Source organism: Variovorax sp. GW822-FHT04A09, assembly GCF_058801005.1.
Map to the genome: position 1 here is coordinate 642,940 of NZ_JBXAMV010000001.1, position 20,936 is coordinate 663,875.

At 68.6% G+C, this 20,936-nt stretch carries 10 protein-coding genes; 6 read left to right on the forward strand and 4 right to left on the reverse strand.

Annotated features, from left to right (window positions below):
* Positions 1 to 30: 30 nt before the first annotated feature.
* Complete coding sequence (locus AC1RLW_RS02815) at positions 31 to 933, reverse strand: LysR family transcriptional regulator (protein ID WP_493192156.1); 903 nt, start codon at positions 931 to 933, stop codon at positions 31 to 33.
* A gap of 119 nt (positions 934 to 1,052) precedes the next feature.
* Between AC1RLW_RS02815 and AC1RLW_RS02820 the strand changes: the two genes are divergently transcribed.
* On the forward strand, positions 1,053 to 2,066 hold the full coding sequence (locus AC1RLW_RS02820) for a zinc-dependent alcohol dehydrogenase family protein (RefSeq protein ID WP_493192157.1): 1,014 nt from the start codon (positions 1,053 to 1,055) through the stop codon (positions 2,064 to 2,066).
* A gap of 7 nt (positions 2,067 to 2,073) precedes the next feature.
* On the opposite strand, the gene AC1RLW_RS02825 is transcribed toward AC1RLW_RS02820, so the two are convergent.
* The gene (locus AC1RLW_RS02825; protein ID WP_095745508.1) at positions 2,074 to 3,150 is read right to left on the reverse strand and encodes an MBL fold metallo-hydrolase; all 1,077 of its coding nucleotides are present in this window, start codon (positions 3,148 to 3,150) and stop codon (positions 2,074 to 2,076) included.
* Between the two features lie 82 nt (positions 3,151 to 3,232).
* The gene (locus AC1RLW_RS02830; protein WP_095950180.1) at positions 3,233 to 4,120 is read right to left on the reverse strand and encodes a CsgG/HfaB family protein; all 888 of its coding nucleotides are present in this window, start codon (positions 4,118 to 4,120) and stop codon (positions 3,233 to 3,235) included.
* 179 nt (positions 4,121 to 4,299) lie between these two features.
* Between AC1RLW_RS02830 and AC1RLW_RS02835 the strand changes: the two genes are divergently transcribed.
* Positions 4,300 to 4,530 carry a hypothetical protein gene (locus tag AC1RLW_RS02835; protein ID WP_062472430.1) on the forward strand — a complete coding sequence of 77 codons (231 nt, stop codon included), beginning with the start codon at positions 4,300 to 4,302 and terminating at the stop codon, positions 4,528 to 4,530.
* 43 nt (positions 4,531 to 4,573) lie between these two features.
* On the opposite strand, the gene AC1RLW_RS02840 is transcribed toward AC1RLW_RS02835, so the two are convergent.
* Positions 4,574 to 4,975, reverse strand: a complete 402-nt coding sequence (locus AC1RLW_RS02840; RefSeq protein ID WP_062472433.1) for a GreA/GreB family elongation factor — start codon at positions 4,973 to 4,975, stop codon at positions 4,574 to 4,576.
* An 889-nt stretch (positions 4,976 to 5,864) separates the two neighbouring features.
* Between AC1RLW_RS02840 and AC1RLW_RS02845 the strand changes: the two genes are divergently transcribed.
* The 4 genes from AC1RLW_RS02845 (at position 5,865) to AC1RLW_RS02860 (ending at position 20,892) form a co-directional block, all read left to right on the forward strand.
* On the forward strand, positions 5,865 to 6,488 hold the full coding sequence (locus AC1RLW_RS02845) for a hypothetical protein (RefSeq protein ID WP_493192158.1): 624 nt from the start codon (positions 5,865 to 5,867) through the stop codon (positions 6,486 to 6,488).
* A 162-nt stretch (positions 6,489 to 6,650) separates the two neighbouring features.
* The gene (locus tag AC1RLW_RS02850) at positions 6,651 to 9,566 is read left to right on the forward strand and encodes a beta strand repeat-containing protein (protein ID WP_493192159.1); all 2,916 of its coding nucleotides are present in this window, start codon (positions 6,651 to 6,653) and stop codon (positions 9,564 to 9,566) included.
* Positions 9,567 to 9,782: 216 nt separating this feature from the next.
* Positions 9,783 to 17,003: a hypothetical protein gene (locus tag AC1RLW_RS02855; protein WP_493192160.1), complete on the forward strand. Its 7,221-nt coding sequence runs from the start codon at positions 9,783 to 9,785 to the stop codon at positions 17,001 to 17,003.
* Between the two features lie 19 nt (positions 17,004 to 17,022).
* The gene (locus AC1RLW_RS02860; protein ID WP_493192161.1) at positions 17,023 to 20,892 is read left to right on the forward strand and encodes a prealbumin-like fold domain-containing protein; all 3,870 of its coding nucleotides are present in this window, start codon (positions 17,023 to 17,025) and stop codon (positions 20,890 to 20,892) included.
* The last annotated feature ends 44 nt before the right edge of the window (positions 20,893 to 20,936 follow it).

The window sequence follows — 20,936 nt, forward strand, 5'->3', positions numbered from 1 at the left end:
CGGGGTCCTCCAGGGAAGTGGATCTGCATCCTAATCGTTGACGGCCCGCAGCATGGCCTTGCGCAGCCACGCCTGCGCCGGGTCCTTGTCGGTCACCGCGCGCCAGGCCATCCGCAACTGGTAGCTCGGGCTGTCGAAGGGCAGGGGCTCGCAGCGCAGGCCGCTTTGCGCCGACAGCGCCAGCGCCACGTGCTCGGGCACCGTGGCCAGCAGGTCGGTGCCGGCGAGCACGGCGGGCAGGCTGCCGAACTGCGGCACCGAGAAGAGCACGTCGCGCTGCCGACCGAGTTCCCCCAGCGTTTCGTCGACGGTGCCGCACAGGTCGCCGGCATAGGTCACGAGCAGGTGGCGTCGGCGGCAGTAGTCGTCGAGCGACAACCTGCCGGGCGCGGTGTCGGCGCGGAGCACGGCAAAGCGCGCGGTGCGGACCTTGCGCACCTTCGCATCGGCGGGCAGGTCTTTGAGGAAGGACATCACCGCGCTGACACGGCCCTGGTCGAGGTAGCGCGTGGCGTTGCGGTAGCAGACCGTGAGCGTCACCAGCTTGGCGCCGGGCACTTCGGTGCTCAGGGCGCGCAGCAGGCGGGGCAGCATCGCGATCTGCAGGTCGTCGGTCAGGCCGATGCGGAACACCGGTGCGGCACGCGCCGGCTCGAAGTCGGCCTGTGCGCGGAATGTGGCCTCGATCTGGGCGAGCGCGGGGCCCAGGCCCTGCATCAGGGCGAGCGCCCGCGCGGTGGGTTCCATCACGCGACCCTGGCGCACCAGCAGTGGGTCGCCCGTCAGCTCGCGCAGTCGCGCCAGCGCATGGCTCACCGCGGGCTGGCCAAGGTTCAGCCGCTCGGCAGCGCGGCTGACGTGGCGCTCGCGCATGAGCGCGGCCAGCACGGTGAGCAGGTTCAGGTCGATGCGGTTGAGTTCGATGGGTTTCATCGGGGTCCTGGCGTTATCGATGGTGCGCATAGCGACTATCCCGCGAATCGATTTCCTTGATGGCGCTGCGGCCTCTAGATTGAAGCCATCGGTCATTCAAGAAAAGAAGGAGAGTTGTCATGAGCAGGATGGTTCGTTTCCACGCATTCGGCGGTGCCGAGGTGCTGAAGGTTGAAGAGGTCGCGGTGCCGGCGCCGGGCGTTGGCGAAGTGCGCATCGCGGTGCAGGCCATTGGCCTGAACCGGGCCGACGCGTTGTGGCGCGAGAACCTGTACATCGAAGACGCGACGCTGCCGGCGGGGCTGGGCAACGAAGCCGCCGGCGTCGTCGACGCGGTGGGCGAGGGCGTCGAAGGACTGGGCGTGGGCGACAGGGTTGCCGTGCTGCCGGGGGCGAGCCAGGGGCTGTATCCGACCTACGGCGACCGCATCCTCTTTCCGGCCGCGCACGTGGTGCGGTATCCCGCCAACCTGTCGGCCGCGCAGGCTGCGGGCGCCTACATGGCCTACCTCACGGGCTACTTCCCGATGTTCGAGATGGCGCGGCTGCAGCGCGGCCAGGTCATGCTCGTCACCGGGGCGTCATCGGGCACCGGCATCGCGGCGCTGCAGATGGCGCGCGTGGCGGGCATCGTCGCCATCGCGGTCACGCGCACGGCCGCCAAGCGCGACGCGCTGCGGAAAGCGGGCGCGACGCATGTGGTCGTGACGGACGAAGAAGACGTGCTTGAGCGCGTGCTGACGCTCACCGAGGGCCGCGGCGTCGACCTGGTGTACGACGGCGTGGGCGGCGCGCAGGTCGAGCGGCTCGGCGACGTGGTCGCGCACGGCGGCTGGTATGTGCTGTATGGCTTGTCGGGTGGCGCCGAATTCAGGTTTCCGGTGATTGCGCAGTTCCGCAAGAGCTGGCGCTTCCACGTCTACAAGGTGCTGGAGCACACGGGGGCCGCCACCATGGGGTTGCCGCGCGACGAGGCTGCATTGGGGCGCGCGCTGGCCTTCATCGATGCGGGGCTTGCCGATGGCACGCTGCACGTGCGCATCGACCGGAGCTTCGCGCTCGACGACGTGGTGCAGGCCCACCGCTACCTCGAGCGCGCCGGGCACATCGGCAAGGTCGTGCTCGAGGTCTGACCGGCGCTCAGGCGGCGGAGGTCAGCCGGTACCAGGCCACCCCGTCGTCGGCGATGTCGCACGCGATCTCGCCGCGGTGGCGCAGGTAGTTGAGGCAGGCGAGGCTTTCGCCGGTCGCCATGCCCAGCAGCGGCACGTCGGATTCGGCAATGCTGCGCGCGAACAGGCTCGTGAACACATCGACCGCGCGCTTCGGCGTCTTCAAGGCGTTGCGCAAGCGGTCGAGCGAGCGCTCCTGCCCGTGCTGCAGCCGATCGATGCGCGCATGCAGGCCGCGGAAGCACTCGTTGTGCGAGGGCAGCACCAGCACGTCGTCGGGCACTTCGCGCTTGAGCTTGGCGAGCGACGCGAGCCAGTCGGCCATCGGGTCGGCATCGGGTTCGACGGGCGAGACCGACACGTTGGACGAGATGCGCGGCAGGATCTGGTCGCCCGAGATCAGCACCTTCAGGTCGGGGCAGTACAGGCACGCATGCTCGGGCGAGTGGCCGTTGCCGGTGACGACGCGCCAGTCGTGCGCGCCGATGCGCAACACCTCGCCATCGCGCAGGCGCCGGAAGCTGTCGGGCAGCGGGTGGATGTGCTTGCCGAAGTTGCCGAAGCGCGTGCGGTAGGTTTCGATGGCCGCCTCGCCCCAGCCGGCGCGGCGGTAGAAGGCGATGGCGTCGTCGGGCGCTTCGCGGCCGGTGTCGGACACCATCACGCGGCACATGAGGTATTCGGAGCGGGTCATCCACAGCCGCACGCCGAACTTGCGCGTGAGCCAGCCGGCCATGCCGACGTGGTCGGGGTGCATGTGCGTCACGAAGACGCGGGTGAGGCCGCGCGTGTCGGGCGAATTGGCGAACAGCTCGCGCCAGACCGCCACGGTTTCCTCGGTGCGCACGCCGGTGTCCACCACGGCCCAGCCGTCGCCGTCGTCCAGCGCCCACAGGTTGATGTGGTCGAGCGAATAGGGCAGCGGCATGCGGATCCAGTGGACCCCGTCGGCGACCTCGATCGACTTGCCGCGTGGCGGAAGTTCCGCAAAGGGATAAACGAGCTTGCCCTTGGCTGCTTCCGCCGACTCTTCCAAACCATCCATCGTGTTTCACCTCCAGAGGGATGAATTGTGAACCCGGCCGGCATTCGGCCCGGGTCACTTCGAAGACGATGGACGGCCGCGCTTACTTGCGGCGCGGGCGGGCGGCGCCCGGCGCCGAGGTCTGCGACGGGGCGGCGCCGCCGTCCACGCCCAGCCGGCCACCGCCGCCCAGGCCCTGGCCGCGCACCGTCTGCGCCTTGTAGTTGCGCAGCGAACGGACCATCTGGTTGAAGGCGTCCATGAAGGCCGCCGCGATCACCTTGCCCTGCGCGGTGTTGGTGTAGCCGCCGATGCCGCCGGCACCGCCGCGGCCACCGAGGCCGCCGAAGCCCGCGAAGTCGGTCTTGGAGGCGCTGCCTTCGGCCGCAGCCACCTGCACGCCCGAGCGGTTGTCGATGAGCGTCAGCAGCGCGCTGGCTTCCTTGGTCTGCAGGCTGGCGCCCACGGCCGCGATGGCGCGGCCACGGCCGCCGCCCACGAGGCCGCCGAGCGCACCGCCGATGCCGCCGGCGTCGTTGTTGCTGAACACGATCTCGGGCGACAGGCCGTAGTCGGAGGCCACCATCTGGCCGCGGCCGAAGTTGCTGCCGCCGCGCATCTCGCCCGATTGCATCAGCGCGCGTTCGCGCGTCATGGCGTTCATGCCGGCCGCGCCGCGCTCCACCACCACGAAGCAGTTCGACTGCTGCACCAGCAGGCGCAGCAGGTTGGCCGTGGGCGGCAGGCGGTATTCACCGGTGAGGATGGTGTACCAGCCGGCATTGACGTTCTCGATCAGCGAGACGGTGCCGAGCGGCGAGTCGCAGCGCTCGAGCTGGCTGCTCTCGCCCGAGGTGGCGCCGCCGGCGGCGCTGCCCGTGGCCGTGGTCTTGGCCGCCGGAGCGCCCATCTGCATGTCCATGGTCTGGCAACCGGAAAGTGCGAGCAGGCCCGCGAGTGCGCTGGCGAGAGAGAGTTTGGAAAAAGGCATGTCCCTGTCCATCAAATGAAAACAATGTGGCGTCCGCCCCACCGGCGGGCGCCGCGCCCGCGCGACGATACGGGCCGCCCGATGCGCGGGCCAGTGTCGAAAGTCACACGGTCAGGAACATTTGTGGCGCTTGTCGGGGGCTTGGTTACAGTCCGAACTCCATTCGCAGGAGTTTTCAGATGGCCACAAAGAAGAGGAATATCGTGGGAGAAGCCGCCGTCGAACTGACGACGCAACAGGTCGCGCAGGCCCTGGCCATTGCCGGGGCGTCGGGTTACAGCGGCAGCGCCGATCCGTCGTTCGTGGGGGCGGTGCTGGTGGCGCTGGCGGTCAACACGAGTTCCGTCAGCGCGACCATCGACAGTGCGAAGAGCAGGGGCCCCGGCGTCGCCGGCGTGCTGCAGCACTGACCGGCCGGTGGGGCGCCGGCCTCCGGCCTGAACCGGCGCACTTTCAGGTCGTGTAGTCGCCGCTGGCTTCCGGCTGGAACAGCACGGCGATCACGCGCGCGCTGTGTTCGCCGCCGCCGGGCGTCTTCCAGCGCGCGACCGCGCCGGTCTTCTGGCCCAGCAGGCCGATGCCGACGGGCGAGAACACCGAGATGAAGCCCGTGGTCGGGTTCGCATCGGCGGGATAGCAGATCACGATCTTCTGCCGCTGTCCGGCGGGCAGGTCTTCGATTTCCACCTGGGTGTACATCGTCACGATGTCCGAGGGCATTTCCCGTGACGGAAGGATGTCGGCCGTGTCGAGCAGATCGACAAGGGCCGGAGGAAGCGGCGTGTCCGCGAATTTGCTGAGACGGACGTAATCGAGTTCGGTGAGCGTGCGCTCCCCGTGAACGGTTGAAAGCATGAAGCACTCCAGATGAACGCAACCCGCCTTTCCAACAGACAGGGTCGCTACCGCGCGGTGTGGTGCCCGGCGGTCAAGGTGTGCGCATCAAGAAGAAGGTAGCGGACCGCCGGGCTCAGGAATGTGCGGACGTGCGTCGGAGGACCGACGTGGCCGCCGCGACGACGGCGCCCACACGACGACCGGCCGCTGCCATGGGCAGGGCTGCGCGCGCAGGGTATCGACGGGGCGAGAGGAGAGCCATGGGGCGCGAGTGTAGGGGATTCTGGCCAGATTGGCCAATTATGGCCCTACGGGCGCAGCGAGGAATTGCCGTGGAATCTCTGGATTCAATCAGTAGAACGCCTGAATTGAAATCAAGAACCTGTGATTCGAGACGACGTGAATGAGTGATGGGAAAAGGGTGGGCAAGCGCTCATATTTACCGGATTCTTTGCGAGTTCGATATTTTCATGACCACCGGGATTTCTCTGTAATTCATCAATGAATAATTTTTTGTACCGCATCGAATGAGCGATTTCAAATTAATTCTATGAGCTTGAATTTGTTGAAAATATTATTTCATGAATAGGGAGGACGCCTGAGGCTGCGGTTGTTGTCATTCGATCTCAATTGTTTTGATTCTCCCAGAAGCTTGAAAGCTTCAATTGAGGGGGCTTCAGGTCGAACGAAATGGTGGATGCATTTTGTTTGTTCAATATGTCTCATTTGCGCATCCTCTGTTCTTTTGTTTGATTGCCATAAAAGCCCCGAGACATAAGAATTCAGTACGCAAAAATCTAAGTGGCCGATTGCCTTCAATTGCAAGCAATGTTGGTCATTTGTTTGCAATAAGAAGTTGATTGCAAATTTTGCGCGTGAATTTCAAATATTGTTAATTGGGGTTTGAATGACAGCATCCACATGGGACTTGTTCTTGTCGTCGTCGCGAGGCCGCGCAGGGGCGGTCCACCCGCTGATCCGCGCAGGCCTGGTCCTGCTTGCCGCAGGCGCCGCGACCGTCGCGTTCGCGCAACCCGCCGCTTCGCTGGAGGCGTCGCGCGCACCTGCCGCGACCCAGGCCGTGACCGTCGTCCTCGCCCAGTCGAAGGTGGTCAAGGGGCCCGACGGCAATGAACAGTTCCAGGACGCGGCCACCATCAAGCCGGGTGACGTCATCGAATACAAGGCCACCTACACCAACAACACGGGCAAACCGGTCAAGGGCCTCGTGGCCGATCTGCCGATCCCCGAGGGGCTGGAATACCTGCCGCGCAGCGCCAAGCCAGGTGCCAGCCTCGTGAAAGCCGCCACCAAGACCGCCGTCTTCGAGCCCGAGCCGCTCGTTCGCAAACTGCCCGGCGGCAAGACCGAACCCGTTCCCTACAGCGAGTACCGCATGCTGCGCTGGAGCCTGGGCCAGTTGCCCGCCAACGGCAGCCTCGCCGTGAGCGCGCGCGCCAAGGTTGAAACCGTCGCGCCGCCAACGGCAGCGCCCCCCACGCCCGCCACGCCGCCCCCGCGCGGCAAGTAAAGGCCGCGCCGCCCCTCGCGCGCTGCGCGAGACGAGGGCGCCCGCCTTTTCCATCGATCTCTTGTTTCTGAGTGCCAGTCGGCAGGTACGCGCTCGCCCGTCGAAACGTATCCGCCAGGTTCTTTCGTGTTCCCGTTCATCGACAACAGAGGAGAAAACTACGTGATTCCCACCCAGCCAACCCAACGCGCCAGCGGCTGCAAGCCGTGCGCGCCCTGGGCAGGCGCCGCAGCGTTGACGCTGGGCTTCCTTTTCGGAAGCCCGGCTGCATTTGCCGCGTCGCCGCCCGCCAACACCGTCATCGGCAACCAGGCGTCCGCCAGCTATTCGGACGCCGCCGGGACGACCCAGGTCGCGACCTCCAACCTGGTGCAGACCACCGTTCTCCAGGTGGGCTCGTTCACGCTCGACAGCGTCAACCAGGTCACGACGACCATCGTCAACACCAAGTCCGGCGCGGCCGGCGCCACGGTCTATGCGCCTCACGTGCTGACCAACACCGGCAATGGCGTCGACACCTTCGCCCTCACGGTCAAGGCCGATGCGGGCAAGTTCTCGCGCGTCGAGGTCTTCGCCGATGCCGACGGCAACGGGCTGCCCGACAGCACGACGGCGCTCTGCTCGGCAGCTGGCACGGACGTCTGCACGGTGACCCCGGCGCAGAGCGTGCCCGGCAACAACGGTGCGTTCCGCTTCGTCGTGGCCTACACGATCCCGGGCTCGGCCAGCGGCACCGGCAACTTCGATGCGGCGACGATCACCGCCACCCCGGGCACCCCGGGGCTGTACATCGCGCCGAACACCTCGGCGGCCGACAAGGACGAGGTCAAGCTGGCCACCGATGCGGTGTTCAACGTCACCAAGTCGATTGGCGCTCCGTCGGTCGCGGCACCGGGCAACGGCGTCTGGCCGACCGCGCCGACCAGCGGGCCGCGCTCTTCCACCGCCTGCACGGCCACGAGCTGGACAGCCGGTCTCGCGTCGAACGCGAACTGCCAGTACTCGGTCTACACCCTCACGTTCAACAACACGGGCGGCGCACCGGGCAAGTTCGCGCTGTCCGACGTGTTGCCTGCAGGGTTGACCTACGTCACGGGTTCGGCAGTGTGGAGCGGTGCGTCGGGCACGGCGCTGGGTGACGGTGCGGCCGGCGATCCGTCGGGCATCGACTTCCAGGTGACCGGCAACACGCTGAATGCCGTGGTGGCTTCGCTGAGTCCGAACGTGACGCAGACGCTGAGCTTCGTGGTGCTGGTGAACAGCACCGCGGCGGTCGGCACGTCCACCACCACCAACGTGGCCCGCTACAACCCCGCGAACGCGGATGCCAATGCCCCTCCGGCGATCACCGCGGTGGCCATTGGCACCGTCGGCTCGACCACCAATCCGGCGGCCTACACCGTCCTGGCGCGTTTCGGCATCGTGGTGGGTTCCAACCCGTCCACGGCTGCAACGGCACTCGACGCGACACCCGGCACGCCGAACCCCGCCGGCCAGGACCTGACCACGAAGACGCTGGCTGTCGCGGGCGGCAGTGTCCGTTTCCCGCAAACCGTGTTCAACACGGGCGGCGCCTCGGATGCCGTGAACCTGTCGATCTCCGCCAGCACCTTCCCGGCCGGCACGAGCTTCCAGTTCTTCGCGGCCGACAGCGGCGCACCGCTGCTGGACACGAACGGCGACGGCGTTCCCGACACAGGCCCGATTCCGGCCGGCGTGAGCCTCAACATCGTGACGCAGGTGCAACTGCCACCGGGCACGGTGGGCGGCGCCTACGTGGCCACCGTGCTCGGTCGCTCCGTGAACGACAACACGAAGATCGATGCGACCGAAGACCGCCTCGAGCGCGTGATCGAGACCCTGGTCGACCTGACCAACACGAAGCTTGGTACAGGCACCGGCGGCGTCGCCAATGGTGACCTCGGGGCGGGCCCCAGCCCGTTGCCGACGCAGGTCCACGACACGGGTGCCGGCACCGGCACGGTCTTCACGCTGTGGGTGAAGAACCATGACGTGATCGACGCGACCTACAACCTTGCCGCCAGCCAGACGACCGGTTTCCCGGGCGCGCTGCCGGCAGGCTGGACGGTCAAGTTCGTGGCGTTTGGCGGCACCTGTGCATCGCCGGCCATCTCGAACCTCGCGGTCATCGCCGGGGGGCAGCAGGCGGTCGAAGCGTGCGTCACGCCGCCTTCCTCGCAAGCCGCAGTCACTGCAGTGAAGATCTACTTCAAGGTGCAATCCACTGCGGTGGCCTCGACCGGCGGCATCGCGTCCGACGTCAAGACCGACGCCGTGACGGTGACCTCGACGGCCCTTCAGCTGGGCGCTTCGCTCACGCCGAACAACAACGGCCAGGTCGCACCCGGCGGCACCGTGGTGTATGCCCACACGCTGACCAACATCGGCGCCCAGAGCTGCGGCGCGTACACGCTGACAGCCAAGGTGCCTGCGGCAGATGAGGCGCAAGGCTGGACCACCGCGGTCTACCTCGACGTCAACGGCGACGGACAGATCGACGCTGGCGACACGCCGGTGAACGGTCCGCTGGCAAGCCTGCCGGCCCGTGCAGAGCAGAAGCTGCTGGTGCGCGTGTTCGCGCCGGGTGGCGTGAGCGCGGGTGTCAGCAACACCACGACGGTGACGGCCACCTTCACCGACCCGGCCCCCAACTGCGGTACGCCTTCGGCCACCGACATCACGGCCGTGATCACCGGCCAGATCCGCGTCCTCAAGACGCAGGCGCCCGACGCGAACTGCGACGGCGTGGCTGATGTCCCGGGGTTTGCGGCAACGTCGCTGCAGCTGAAGCCGGGCCAGTGCATCGTCTACCAGGTCGTTGCCACCAACGAAGGCGTCGTGCCGGTGACCAACATCGCCATCAACGACGCACTGCCGGCATACACCGTCCTGAGCGCGAAGCAGCCTGCATTGCAGTGTGAAGCCCCGGGCATTGGCGGTACGACGCCGCCGGCCTTTGCATCGACCGCCACCGCGGTGAGCTGCGGCAGCGCGGCCAACACCGTGGCCCCGGGTGGAAAGGTCACGCTGACCTTCGCCGTGCAGATCAACCCCTGATCTGACATCGGCGCCGCCGACGGTCCCGCCAGGGCCGTCGGCTGTTTCCCGCGAGGCCCGGGTTCGCCCCGGCGCCTCGCCTGTTTCCCCTGCCGCTTTCGCGCACATCGCTGTATGCAAGCCGTGCCTTGCCGGCCTTCGAGGCGGCAGAGGAAAGAGTTCTTCGACTGTTTGACGTGTCTCCCGCAGCGGGAGGTGCCAGGGAAGGTTCACCGCGTGCCACTTCTTCTTTCTTCTTTGCGTGCCGGCGTGCCTCGGTGGTGGGGCTGCGGGGCGCTCGCGCGCAGCGCGATGGCAGCCTTCGGCCTCGCACTCGCCACCGCAGTGGCACTCGCCATGTTCTTCGCACCGATCGCGCAGGCGGCGCCCGCGCCCGGCGGCGTCGTGATCCGCAGCATCGCGACGGGCACCTACGTCCCTGCCGGCCTCGACCGCAGCGAGACGGCCATCTCCAATGCCGTGACCGCCAGCGTGCTGCCCGTGGAGGCGCTGTCGCTCACGCAGGACCAGCGCGTGAACCGCCCGCCCGGAACCGTCGTCACGCTGAGCCATCTGCTCACCAACACCGGCAACGTGGCTTCGCGCTACACCCTGGGGCTCGTCAACGACGGCGCGGGGTGTCCGGCCGACGGGCTCGACCTGTCGGCGTTGCGCGTGGCACGCGACGCCAACCACAACGGCGTCGTCGACGCCTCCGATCTGGTGCTGCTGCCCGGTGCGGCCGGCACGCTCGCGCTGGAGCCGGGCCAGACGGCCGAACTGCTGGTGCAGGGCACCATTCCCGCCGCGGCCAGCGGCAGCGCCTGCGTGGTGCTGAGCGCGACCACCGCCCTGCAGGGCGCGAGCGCGAGCAATCGCGACACGGTCGACGTGGGCAGCGTCGCCGTGCTCGCGCTGGTCAAGTCGGCCAGCCATGCGGGGGCCGTCGTGCCCGGCAGCACGCGCATCGACTTCAGCATCTCGGGCACCAACACCGGCGCGCGCGACGCGCAGCCCGGCGGCGCGGCCGCGCCCACCGGCACGCAGGTGCTGGTCAACGGCAGTCCGCGCAGCCTGCTGCTGCTGCGCGACCTCGTGCCCACCGGCACGCGCTACCTGCCTGGCAGCCTGCAGAGCACGGCGGCCGGCGCGGTGCGCCTGTTCCGCATGCCCGGCGACCCCGACTTCAGCTACCGCACCGCCGAAGACGGCGCGGCGATCGAAGTCGCCATCGGCGTGCCCACCGCGCTTGCGCGCAACGCCTCCATCGCCATGCAGTTCGCGGTGCAGGTCAAGGCCGATCACACCGGCGACATCCGCAACACCGCGCACGGCCATTACAACGACGGCGTCGCGCCCGCCGCATCACCGTCGAACACGGTGGTGATCGCGGCGGCGGCGCCGCAAGGCCAGGGCCGCATCGGCGTCGCCAAGGCGGCCTCCACGCCGCGCATGCACCGCGGCGCGGACGGCCAACCCGACAGCACAGCCACTGTCACCTTCGACGTCCACGTGCGCAACTACGGCACGGCCGCGTTGCACGGCGTGCAACTGGCCGACGTGCTCGAAGGGCAGGGCGCCACGCAGTTCGGCACCCGCACGACCGCTGCGGTGCCGGGCGCGCGCCAGTACGCCGTGGTGCCCGCAACCCTGGCCATCGTCGGCAGTCCGGGCAATGGCGTGGCGGGCACGGTGGCGGCTGTCAACGCCGCGTTCAACGGCACGGCCTCCGCGCAGGACCTGCTCGCGCCCGGCGCGGTGCTGCCCGTGGGCGGCCAGTTCACGGTGCGTTTCGACGTGCGCTTTCACGTGTCGGGTCGCGCGGGCGCGCTGCTCAACACCGTGCGCGCACAGGCAGCGCTCGCCGCCGGCGGCCCGCCCACCGTCTTCGACGACTCCGTCAACGGCAGCAACCCCGACGCCGACGGCGACGGCAACCCCGGCAACGACACCTCGCCCACGCCGGTGCAGCTGCAGCAGCCGGTGCTCTCGCTCGTGAAGGGCGTCTCGCAGCCGCGCCGCGTGGGGGAGGGCGTCTACGAACTCGACTACCGCTTCAAGGTCGGTAACACCGGCGCAGCCCCGGCCCCGAACGTGCGCGTGATCGACAACCTCGATTGCACCTTCGACATGGACAAGCCCGACGGCCTCGTCGCCGCCTGGGAACTCGTCGGCGCGCCCAAGGTGCGCCACGGCGTGCTGCAGATCGCATCCGGCTTCACCGGCCGCGCCGCCTGCGACCGCGAGGCTGCCGCCAGCGCCGATCCCTTCAAGCTACCGATGCAGGCCGCGCTCGGCCTCACTGACGGCAGCCGCGCCCTGGCACCCGGCCAGAGCGAAGACATCGAATTCACCGTGCGCGTCACCCGCAAGCCTTCCAGCAACGGCACCCGCGTGCCGTTCACCAACAAGGCCTGGGCCGCCGCGTTCGAGCAGAACTCCACCCCTGCGTCGTCGGCTGCGCTCGTCACCGCGAGCGCCAGCAGCGCGTCCTCCATGCTGGCCGACCCGCAGGGCGTGGTCTACAACGCCGTCACCCGCCAACCGGTGGCCGGCGCCGTCGTCACCTTCACCCGCCAGTCGTGCAGCGACGGCGCCGCCCGGCCGATGGCCCTGGCCGAGGTGTTCGGCGGCGACAGCGGCGTCTACCGCGCCAACGCCGACGGCAGCCTGTCCATGACCACCGGCGCCGACGGCGGCTATCAGTTCTATTTCCTGTCGCCGCCGGTCACCGGCCGCTGCACCTATGCGCTGGGCGTGGCGCCGCCCGCGGGCAGTGCCTACGCGGCACCTTCGCAGCTCATCCCCGCCACGCCCGGCACCTTCGACCGTTGCGGCGCCATCGTCCCGAACGCTGCGTCGCCGCAGGGGGCAGAGCCCATCACGCATTATTTCTCGCTCAAGGCCGGGTTCGAGCCCTCGGGCGCTGCTTGCGACGTGGTGCACAACCACATCCCGCTCGACCCGGGCAACGTGCTCGGCCTCGTGCTGCGCAAGGAAGGCAGCAAGCGCCAGGTCGAGTTCGGCGATTTCCTCGACTACGCGCTCGTCGTCACCAACAAGACCGGCTTTCCCGTCACCGGCCTCAGCCTCTCCGACCAGCTGCCGCCGGGCTTCGCCTACGTGGCCGGCAGTGCGCGGCTCAACGGCGCGGCCACGGCCGATCCCGTGGGCGGGGCCGGTCCGCGGCTGGTCTTCAACCAGCCCGGCCTCGCGCTCGGCATCGACCAGTCCGCCACGGTGCGCTACCGCGTGCGCGTCGGTGTTGGCGCACCGACGAACGGCGATGCCGTCAACCGGGCCCGCGCCAACGCCGGCCCCATGCAGTCGAACCTCGCCCAATGGACCGTGCGCGTGACCGGCGGCGTGTTCTCCGACGACGCCTTCCTCTTCGGCAAGGTCTACATGGACTGCCGGCGCGACGGCCGCCAGCAGGGCGTCGACGAGATCGGCGTGCCCGGCGTGCGCCTGTACATGGAAGACGGCACGCACGTCGTCACCGACGTCGAAGGCAAGTGGAGCCTGTACGGCCTCAAGCCCGTCACCCACGTGCTGCGGCTCGATGCCACCACGCTGCCCGCCGGCGCGCGGCTCGAAGCGCTCGACAACCGCAATGCCGGGCGCCCTGACAGCCGCTTCGTCGATCTCAAGAAGGGCGAATTCCACAAGGCCAACTTCGTCGTCGCCAACTGCGACGCACCGGCGGTGATGAGCGAGGTCATCGCGCGGCGCGAGGCCATCGCCGCCGTGCCTGACACCGAGGCCGAAGCCCAGGTGCGCATGCGCCTGGACCCCGAAGGCCGGATCGTCCCCGTGGGCGACCGGCGCGCGCTGCCTGCCAGCGGCGAGGTGCGCGCGGGCGGCAGCACCGGCACCAGCACCACGCAGGCCAACTCGGCACCGTTGATCGCGATGCCCACTGCACCGGCGTCGCCCAGCAGCTTCATCGGCGGCGCGTCGGGCAGCCAGGGCAGCACGCTCGGCGCGGTGACTGGCGGCGGCGCGGCGGATGGCGCATCCCCCGTGGGCAGCCTTTTCTCCGGCATGCGCGTGTCCCGCGGTATTGCGCAGCCGACCGCCGCAGTGGCGCCGCCACAGGCCGTCCCCAGCCCCATCGACCTCGAAGCCTTGCTGCCCCGCATCGAAAGCAACGCCCTGGGCTTCATCGATCTGCGTGACGGCGACACCTTGCCCTCGACCTCGCTCAACGTGCGCGTCAAGGGCGAGGCTGGCCTGGCGCTGCGCCTGAGCGTCAACGGCCAGGGCGTCGAGGAGCGCCGTGTCGGCAAGAAGACCGAGCAGGCCAGCCGCCGGATCGGCGCCTGGGAATACATCGGCATCGTGCTGCGGCCCGGCGTCAACCGCCTCGTGCTCGAAGCCGTCGATCCGTTCGGCAACGTGCGCGGCGCAGCGCAGCAGATCAGCGTCACCGCGCCCGACAAGCTCGGCGCCATCCACATCGACGTGCCCGCCTCGGCGCAGGCCGACCTGCGCACGCCCGTCGTCGTGAAGGTGCGCCTGACCGACGCGGCCGGCGTGCCCGTGACCGCGCGCACGCAGCTCACGCTCGAGACCGACCGCGGCCGCTGGCTCGACGAAGACCTGAACCCCGCCGAGCCCGGCACCCAGGTCTTCATGGACGGTGGCGTGGCCGACTTCCGCCTGCTGCCGCCCGGCGAACCCGGTGACGCCCGCCTGCGCGTGACGGCCGCGAGCTTCACGGCCGAGGCGCGGCTGGCGCTGCTGCCCGAGCTGCGCCCGATGATCGGCGTGGGCATCGTCGAAGGCGTGCTCGACTTCACCAAGCGCGGTCAGGTGCCGCTGGGCGCGATGCCCGCGGGCGCGGCCTTCGAGGCCGAGCTGTCCGGCCTGGCCGACGAGGGCAACGACAAGCGCCGCGCGACTGCGCGCGCTGCCTTCTTCTTCAAGGGCGCCGTCAAGGGCGAGTACCTGCTCACCGCCGCCTACGACTCCGACAAGACCCGCAAGGACCGCCTGTTCCGCGACATCCGCCCCGACGAGTTCTACCCCGTGTACGGCGACTCGTCCGCGAAGGGCTTCGACGCCCAGAGCACGCAGAAGCTCTACGTGCGCATCGACAAGAACCGCTCCTACCTGCTGTACGGCGACTTCAGCACCGCCAGCAGCACCGAGGTGCGCAGCCTGAGCCAGGTCAGCCGTTCGCTCACCGGCCTCAAGCATGTCTACGACGACGGCGAGGTGCGCACCACCACCTACGCCTCGCGCACCGCGCAGACCCAGCAGGTGGAAGAGTTCCGCGCGGTCGGCACCTCGGGCCCGTACTACCTGGGCGCCCGGGGCGGCGAGTTCGTCGAGAACAGCGAGCAGGTCGAGATCGTGGTGCGCGACCGCAACCAGCCCGACCTCGTGCTGCAGCGTTCGACCGTGACGCGCTTCGTCGACTACACCGTCGAGCCGCTTACGCGCCGCCTGCTGTTCACGCGCGCCATCGCGTCGGTCGATGCGAACCTCAACCCGCAGTCGATTCGCGTGACCTACGAGGTCGACGCGGGCGGCCCCAAGTTCACCGTGGCCGGTGCCGACGTGCAGCTCAAGGTGGCCAAGAACCTGCAGGTCGGCGTGGTCGCGGCCATCGACGAGAACCCCGAGAACCGCCGCAAGCTCGGCGCCGTCACCGCCATGGTGCGCCTGGGTGAGCACACCACCGTCGCCGGCGAATGGGTGCAGACCGATTCCGACCGCAACGGCAAGGGCAGCGGCGCCCGCGTCGAGTTGCGCCACCAGGGCGAAGACCTGGCCGTGGCCGCGCTCGCGAGCAAGACCAGCACCGGCTTCGACAACCCCGGCGCGAGCTTCTCGGCCGGGCGCACCGAAGCCTCGGCGCGCGCCGAGTACCGGCTCGACGCCGCCACCGCGCTGCGCGGCGAACTGCTTTACGGCCAGGACGCCCTGCGCGAAGGCACCCGCCGCGGCATCACCGCCAGCGTGCAGAGAAAGTTCGGCGAGCAGCTGGTGGGCGAGTTCGGCCTGCGCCACGGCCACAACGGCGCGGGCCTGGGCAGCGGCTCGGGCTTCGACTACGGCCAGGTCTCCACCTACAGCGGCAACCTCGGCAGCGGCGTGGCCGCCAACAACGTCACCGCGCTCGGTGCGGCAGCCAACGCCGGCACCCAGGCCAACGCCAACGACGAAGACCTGACCACTGTGCGCGCCCGCCTGTCGGCGCAGGTGCCGGGCCTGCCGCAGGCCAACGTGTTCGTCGAAGGCGAGCAGGACATCCGCAAGTCCGACCGCCACGTGATCGCCGTGGGCGGCAACTACGCCGCCACCGACAAGACGCGCCTGTACGGCCGCTACGAGCTGGTCTCCAGCCTCTACGGGCCGTACGAGCTGAACGCGGGGCAGTCGAACAACGTGGGCATCCTCGGCATCGAGAGCGCCTACATGGAGGGCGGGCGCGTGTACAGCGAGTACCGCCTGGCCGACAGCCTCGACGGGCGCGCGGCACAGGCCGCCATGGGCGTGCGCAACACCTTCAGGGTCGACGACCACTGGCGCCTGACCGGCGGCGTCGAGCACACGCGCCAGATCGGCGGGGTGCGCAACAGCGGCAACAACGGCACCGGCCACGCCAGCGGCCTGACGGGCGACTCCACCGCCATCACCGGCGGCGTGGAATACACCGACGCGCGCATCAAGGCCAGCGGCATCCTCGAAGGCCGCCACGGCGACGACGCGGACACGCGCCTGTTCAGCGCGGGCTTCGGCTTCAAGATCGATGCGTCATGGAGCCTGCTGGCGCGCAGCGTGATGAGCGCCAGCGAAGGGCAGGGCGCCAACGCCGGCAACGCGCACCATCTGGCGCGCCACCAGATCGGCCTGGCCTACCGTCCGGTGGACACCGACAGCTGGAACGCGCTCATGCGCTACGAGCGCCGTTCCGAGCGCGTCACCGGCACTGGCAGTTCGACCGGCGCACTCGACGGCGCGAGCGTCTTCGGCGCGGGCAACGGCAGCGCAGCGCTGCCCGGGCGCACCAGCGCCGACATCGTCTCGGCCCACCTCAACTACAACCCGCGCCCCGGCACCGTCATCAACGGGCGCTACGCCGCCAAGTGGTCGCGCGCCGACGACGGCCTGCTGCGCAGCACCTACTGGGCGCACCTGCTGCAGGCGCGCTACACGCAAGACCTCAACGACAGCTGGGACCTCGGCGTGCAGGCCGGCCTGCTGCGCGGCAAGGGCGGCGGCCTGCAGAAGACCTTGGGCATCGAAGTCGGCTACCAGGTCATGAAGGACCTGTGGGTGTCGGCGGGCTACAACTTCGTGGGCCTGAAAGACCGCGATCTGGCGGCCAACGACTACACGAGCAAGGGCGCGTACATCCGGCTGCGTTTCAAGTTCGACGAGACGGCGCTGGGTGCCGCGTCGGCGGGCGCAGCAGCCCCCGTGAACGACGACCGGACCGATCGATGAAGTCGCGGAGGAATGGCCAATGAAAATGCAAAAAAAAGATTCAATGCACTGCGCGACGGCGCTTCGCTGCCTACCCGTGCGGACGCGTGCGATGGCACTTGCGAGAGGCGTGGCGCACTTCTTTCATGCCTTGCGTGGCGTCGCCTTTCTGGCACTGACCTCGCTCTTGATCGGCACGCAGGCCACGGCTGCAGAGGTATGTCTAGGGGAGAGCGGGACCTACGGGGGCGTCGCTGTCACCACGCAGGGCACATGCGAGGCGAAGGACAAGTACGCATGGGGTACCTATCTCCGGCTGGGAAAGTTCGACATGCGGGAGGCATGTACGTTCAACTTTTCTGTGCCGGTGAAGAACCTGAGCGTTCGCACTTACGTGCTCAACTGCTCCGAAGCTTGGTGCGAGAAGATGGTGGTGTCCGTCAACGGAAATCACTATCCGTTCACTGCGGCGGAGGTCACGACGCCTATCTCCGATCTATTGGCCACAGAGTTGAGGGCCCTTGCGCCGGTAAAAATCGATGCAGACGGCAATCTTGAGGGGGCGGAACTCGCCACCTCGTTCGGTAATGGGGCCTCTGCATGGGCTTTCGTTTCGAGAACAACCGTGTCTTCCGTCACGCTCTCGAACGAGCCAATCCGCGGTCAGCCCAATGGGACGGACAACGCGGTGTGTTTCTTCGTGCCAGACCCCCTCATCGGGTCAGACCCCCGGTTGGCGCTCAAGAAGGAAGCCAGCGCGGCCCCATGGGTCGTGGGCCAGCCTGCCAGCTACACACTCACACTGACGAACACGGGTGGCGCGACCACTACCGATACGGTGGTGAACGACAACGTGCCGCCTTCGCTGACCATCGGCGCGCTTCCTCCGGGGTGCGGCCGAATAGGCCAGAACATCGGTTGCCTGGTGCCTGCAGGGCTCACATCGTCCGTGTCCTTAGTCATTCCGGTGACGCCCCTGCCTTCTGCCGTGCCCAGCGTGACCAACACGGCCACGGCATCGGGGGGGGGCGACGCCACTTGCAACCGCACGGGGGCGTGCACGAGCACGGTGACCACGCCGGTGGCCCCTCCGTCTCCGCCCGTCATCACCTCGACCAAGACGGTCAGCGCCAGCCCGCTGGTGGTGGGGGCGCCCAACCAGTTCTACGCTGTGCTCGTTACCGTGGCCAACGGTACGACCACAGTGCCGATCTCGGTGATGGACACCTTGCCGCCGGGTGTCACCCTGCGCGGGGGCCCGACATTGGTGGCGGGAACCACCACCGGCGTGCTGAGTGGTTGCCCGACCTCGGGATCGAACACGACCAACTGCAGCGTGGCGGCGGGCATCGCGCCCGGCACCTTCGAAATACGGATTCCTGTGAACGTCGCCGCATCGGCCGTGGGCGCAACGGGCGGCACAAACACGGTGAATCTCAGCGGCGGTGGGGATGTCGCATGTACGACGGCGCCAGCAGAGGCGTGCGATGCGAGCACGCCGGCCACGCGCGTGGTGCCCCAAGTGACGCTGAAACTCGAAAAGATCGCTGATGTGGCGGAGTTCATCATTGCCGAGCCGGCCAGCTACACGCTGAAACTGAGCAGCACCAATGCCGGGATGACGACGGCGAACACTGTCATCACCGACACCGTCCCGGTCTCCTTGACGATCGGCACGCTGCCTTCGGGGTGCAGCAGGGCCGGGCAGGTCGTGACGTGCACGGTGCCTGCGGGCATGGCAACGTCCGCGTCGTTCGTCATCCCGGTGACGCCTCTGCCGGCTGCGAGGCCGCGCGTGATCAACGCGGCAACGGCCGTGGGGGGCGGGGACCCCGCGTGCAACGGTGTCGGTCCATGCGCGAGCACGACAATCACATCGGTTGCTGGGCCGCGCATCCGGGGATTCAAGTATTCGAGGCCCCACCCATTGATTGTCGGGGCGCCGGGGCAGCTCTACGTGGTCGACGTCGTTGTGGATTTTGCAGCGACCACAGCGCCGCTCGTGCTCGAAGACGTCTTGCCCAAGGGCATCACACTGGCTGGACCGCCCGTGCTGGTTGCGATCACTACCACGGGTGTCCTGAGCGGTTGTTCCCCCGCCGGCTCCATGGTCGTCCGCTGCAGCGTGGCTGCGGGTGTCATGCCCGGTGGCTTCTCTGTCGAGATTCCTGTGCACGTCGACGCCACGGCCGTCGGGCCGCTGGGTGGTACGAACTCCATCAACCTGAGCGGTGGTGGGGATCCGCTTTGCACCACCTTGCCGAACGAAGCGCTCTGCGATGACTCGACGGGGCCGGTCGCGGTCCTCCTGGGGGACCCGAAACTTCGCATCGCCAAGGAAGTGATCAGCGGTTCCGGCACCCATCGCTTCGACTTTGCGCTGTCGGGCTTGAGCGCGGCTCGCGACACCATCACGGTCAGCGCGCCGGGCCGGGGTATCGGTGCGCTGACGATCACCGGCAAGGTGGGCGTGCCGGTCACCATCACCGAAACGTCGCCCGCTGGCTGGCCCGTGAACCCGGTGAGCGCGAGCTGCCGCGACCTGAAGGACGTCATCGCACCGTCGCCCATTCGCGGGGCGTCCGGTTCGAGGCCGGCCGCAGCGGCCGCCGCGTCGGCGCCGCCGGTGGTGCTGGCCGGCAATGTGCTGAAGATTCCTGCCGAGTGGATGGTGGCCGGTGCGGACCTTGAATGCACCTTCGTCAACAGCGATGCGCATGCTGTCACCGGCCGCGTCTTCAACGACAACGGCAGCGGTGCGGGCGTGCCGAACGACGGCGTGGCCAACGGCGGCGAAGCGGGGCTGGCGGGCGTGCGGATGCGACTCACCAACTGTGCGGCGGGCGTGTGGTCCACCGCAGTGACCGACGGCTCGGGCCACTACCGCCTGGAGGTGCCGTCGCAGCCTTCGTCGCCGTCCAACGGCGATCCGCTGTGCGTCGAAGAGAGCACGCCGGCGGGTCATCTGTCCACGGGGGCGTCGGCCGGCAGCACGCCGCTGCCTTCCGGCACGGGCGTGGCCGTGGGCGGGCGGACCTACACCTACACGCGCACCGCCGCGGGTGCGCCGGATCACATCGCCTTTGCATGGAACGACGCCCGGGTCGGCGAGCTGAACTTCGGCGACGTGGCCCTCAACCGCTTCGGCGCCGACAGCGCCCGCACCGGCTCGCCCGGCAGCAGCGTGAGCCACGCGCACACCTTCGTGGCGCAGACCGGCGGAACGGTGAGCTTCGGCGTGGCCGGCGCGGTGGCCACGCCGGCGATCGAGGGCTGGAGCGCAAAAATCTACGAAGACCCGGGCTGCACCGGTGCCTTGCAGGCCGGCGCTGCGGTGCTCTATCCACCGGCGGTGCCCAGGCTGGTGACGACAGGGCAGAACCTGTGCGTGGTGGTGCAGGAGTTCATTCCGGCGGGCGCGCTCGCCGGCTACAACGACAAGCGCTCGGTGCAGGCGAGCTTCGTGTTCACCAACGCGTCACCTGCGTTGAGCGCGAGCTACCTCGTGCTCGACACCACGACCGTGTCGAGCACGGCGCTGGAGCTCAAGAAGGAAGTGCGCAATCTGACGAAGAACGGCGATTTCGGGCTCAACAACGAAGCCAAGTCGGGCGAGACGCTCGAGTACCGCATCACCTACACGAACAACGGCGCAACGCCGATCAGCGGCCTGACGGTGAGCGACGTCACGCCGGTCTACACCAGCTTCGTCGCCTCGCAGGAAGACACGACCCCGGCGACGCTGACCGCATGCATGAAGCACACGCCGGCCAATGCATCGCCTGCGCCGGCCGTGGCGTGCGCGGCCGCACAAGCGCCGGGCGGAACGGGGCCATTGGACTGGAAGTTCACCGGGCAACTCGCGCCCGGCGGCACGGGCAGCGTGCGATTCAGGGTGACGGTGAACTGAGGGCTTGCGCGTCAGCAGGCGCGCAAGCTGCTCCTGCTGCTGCT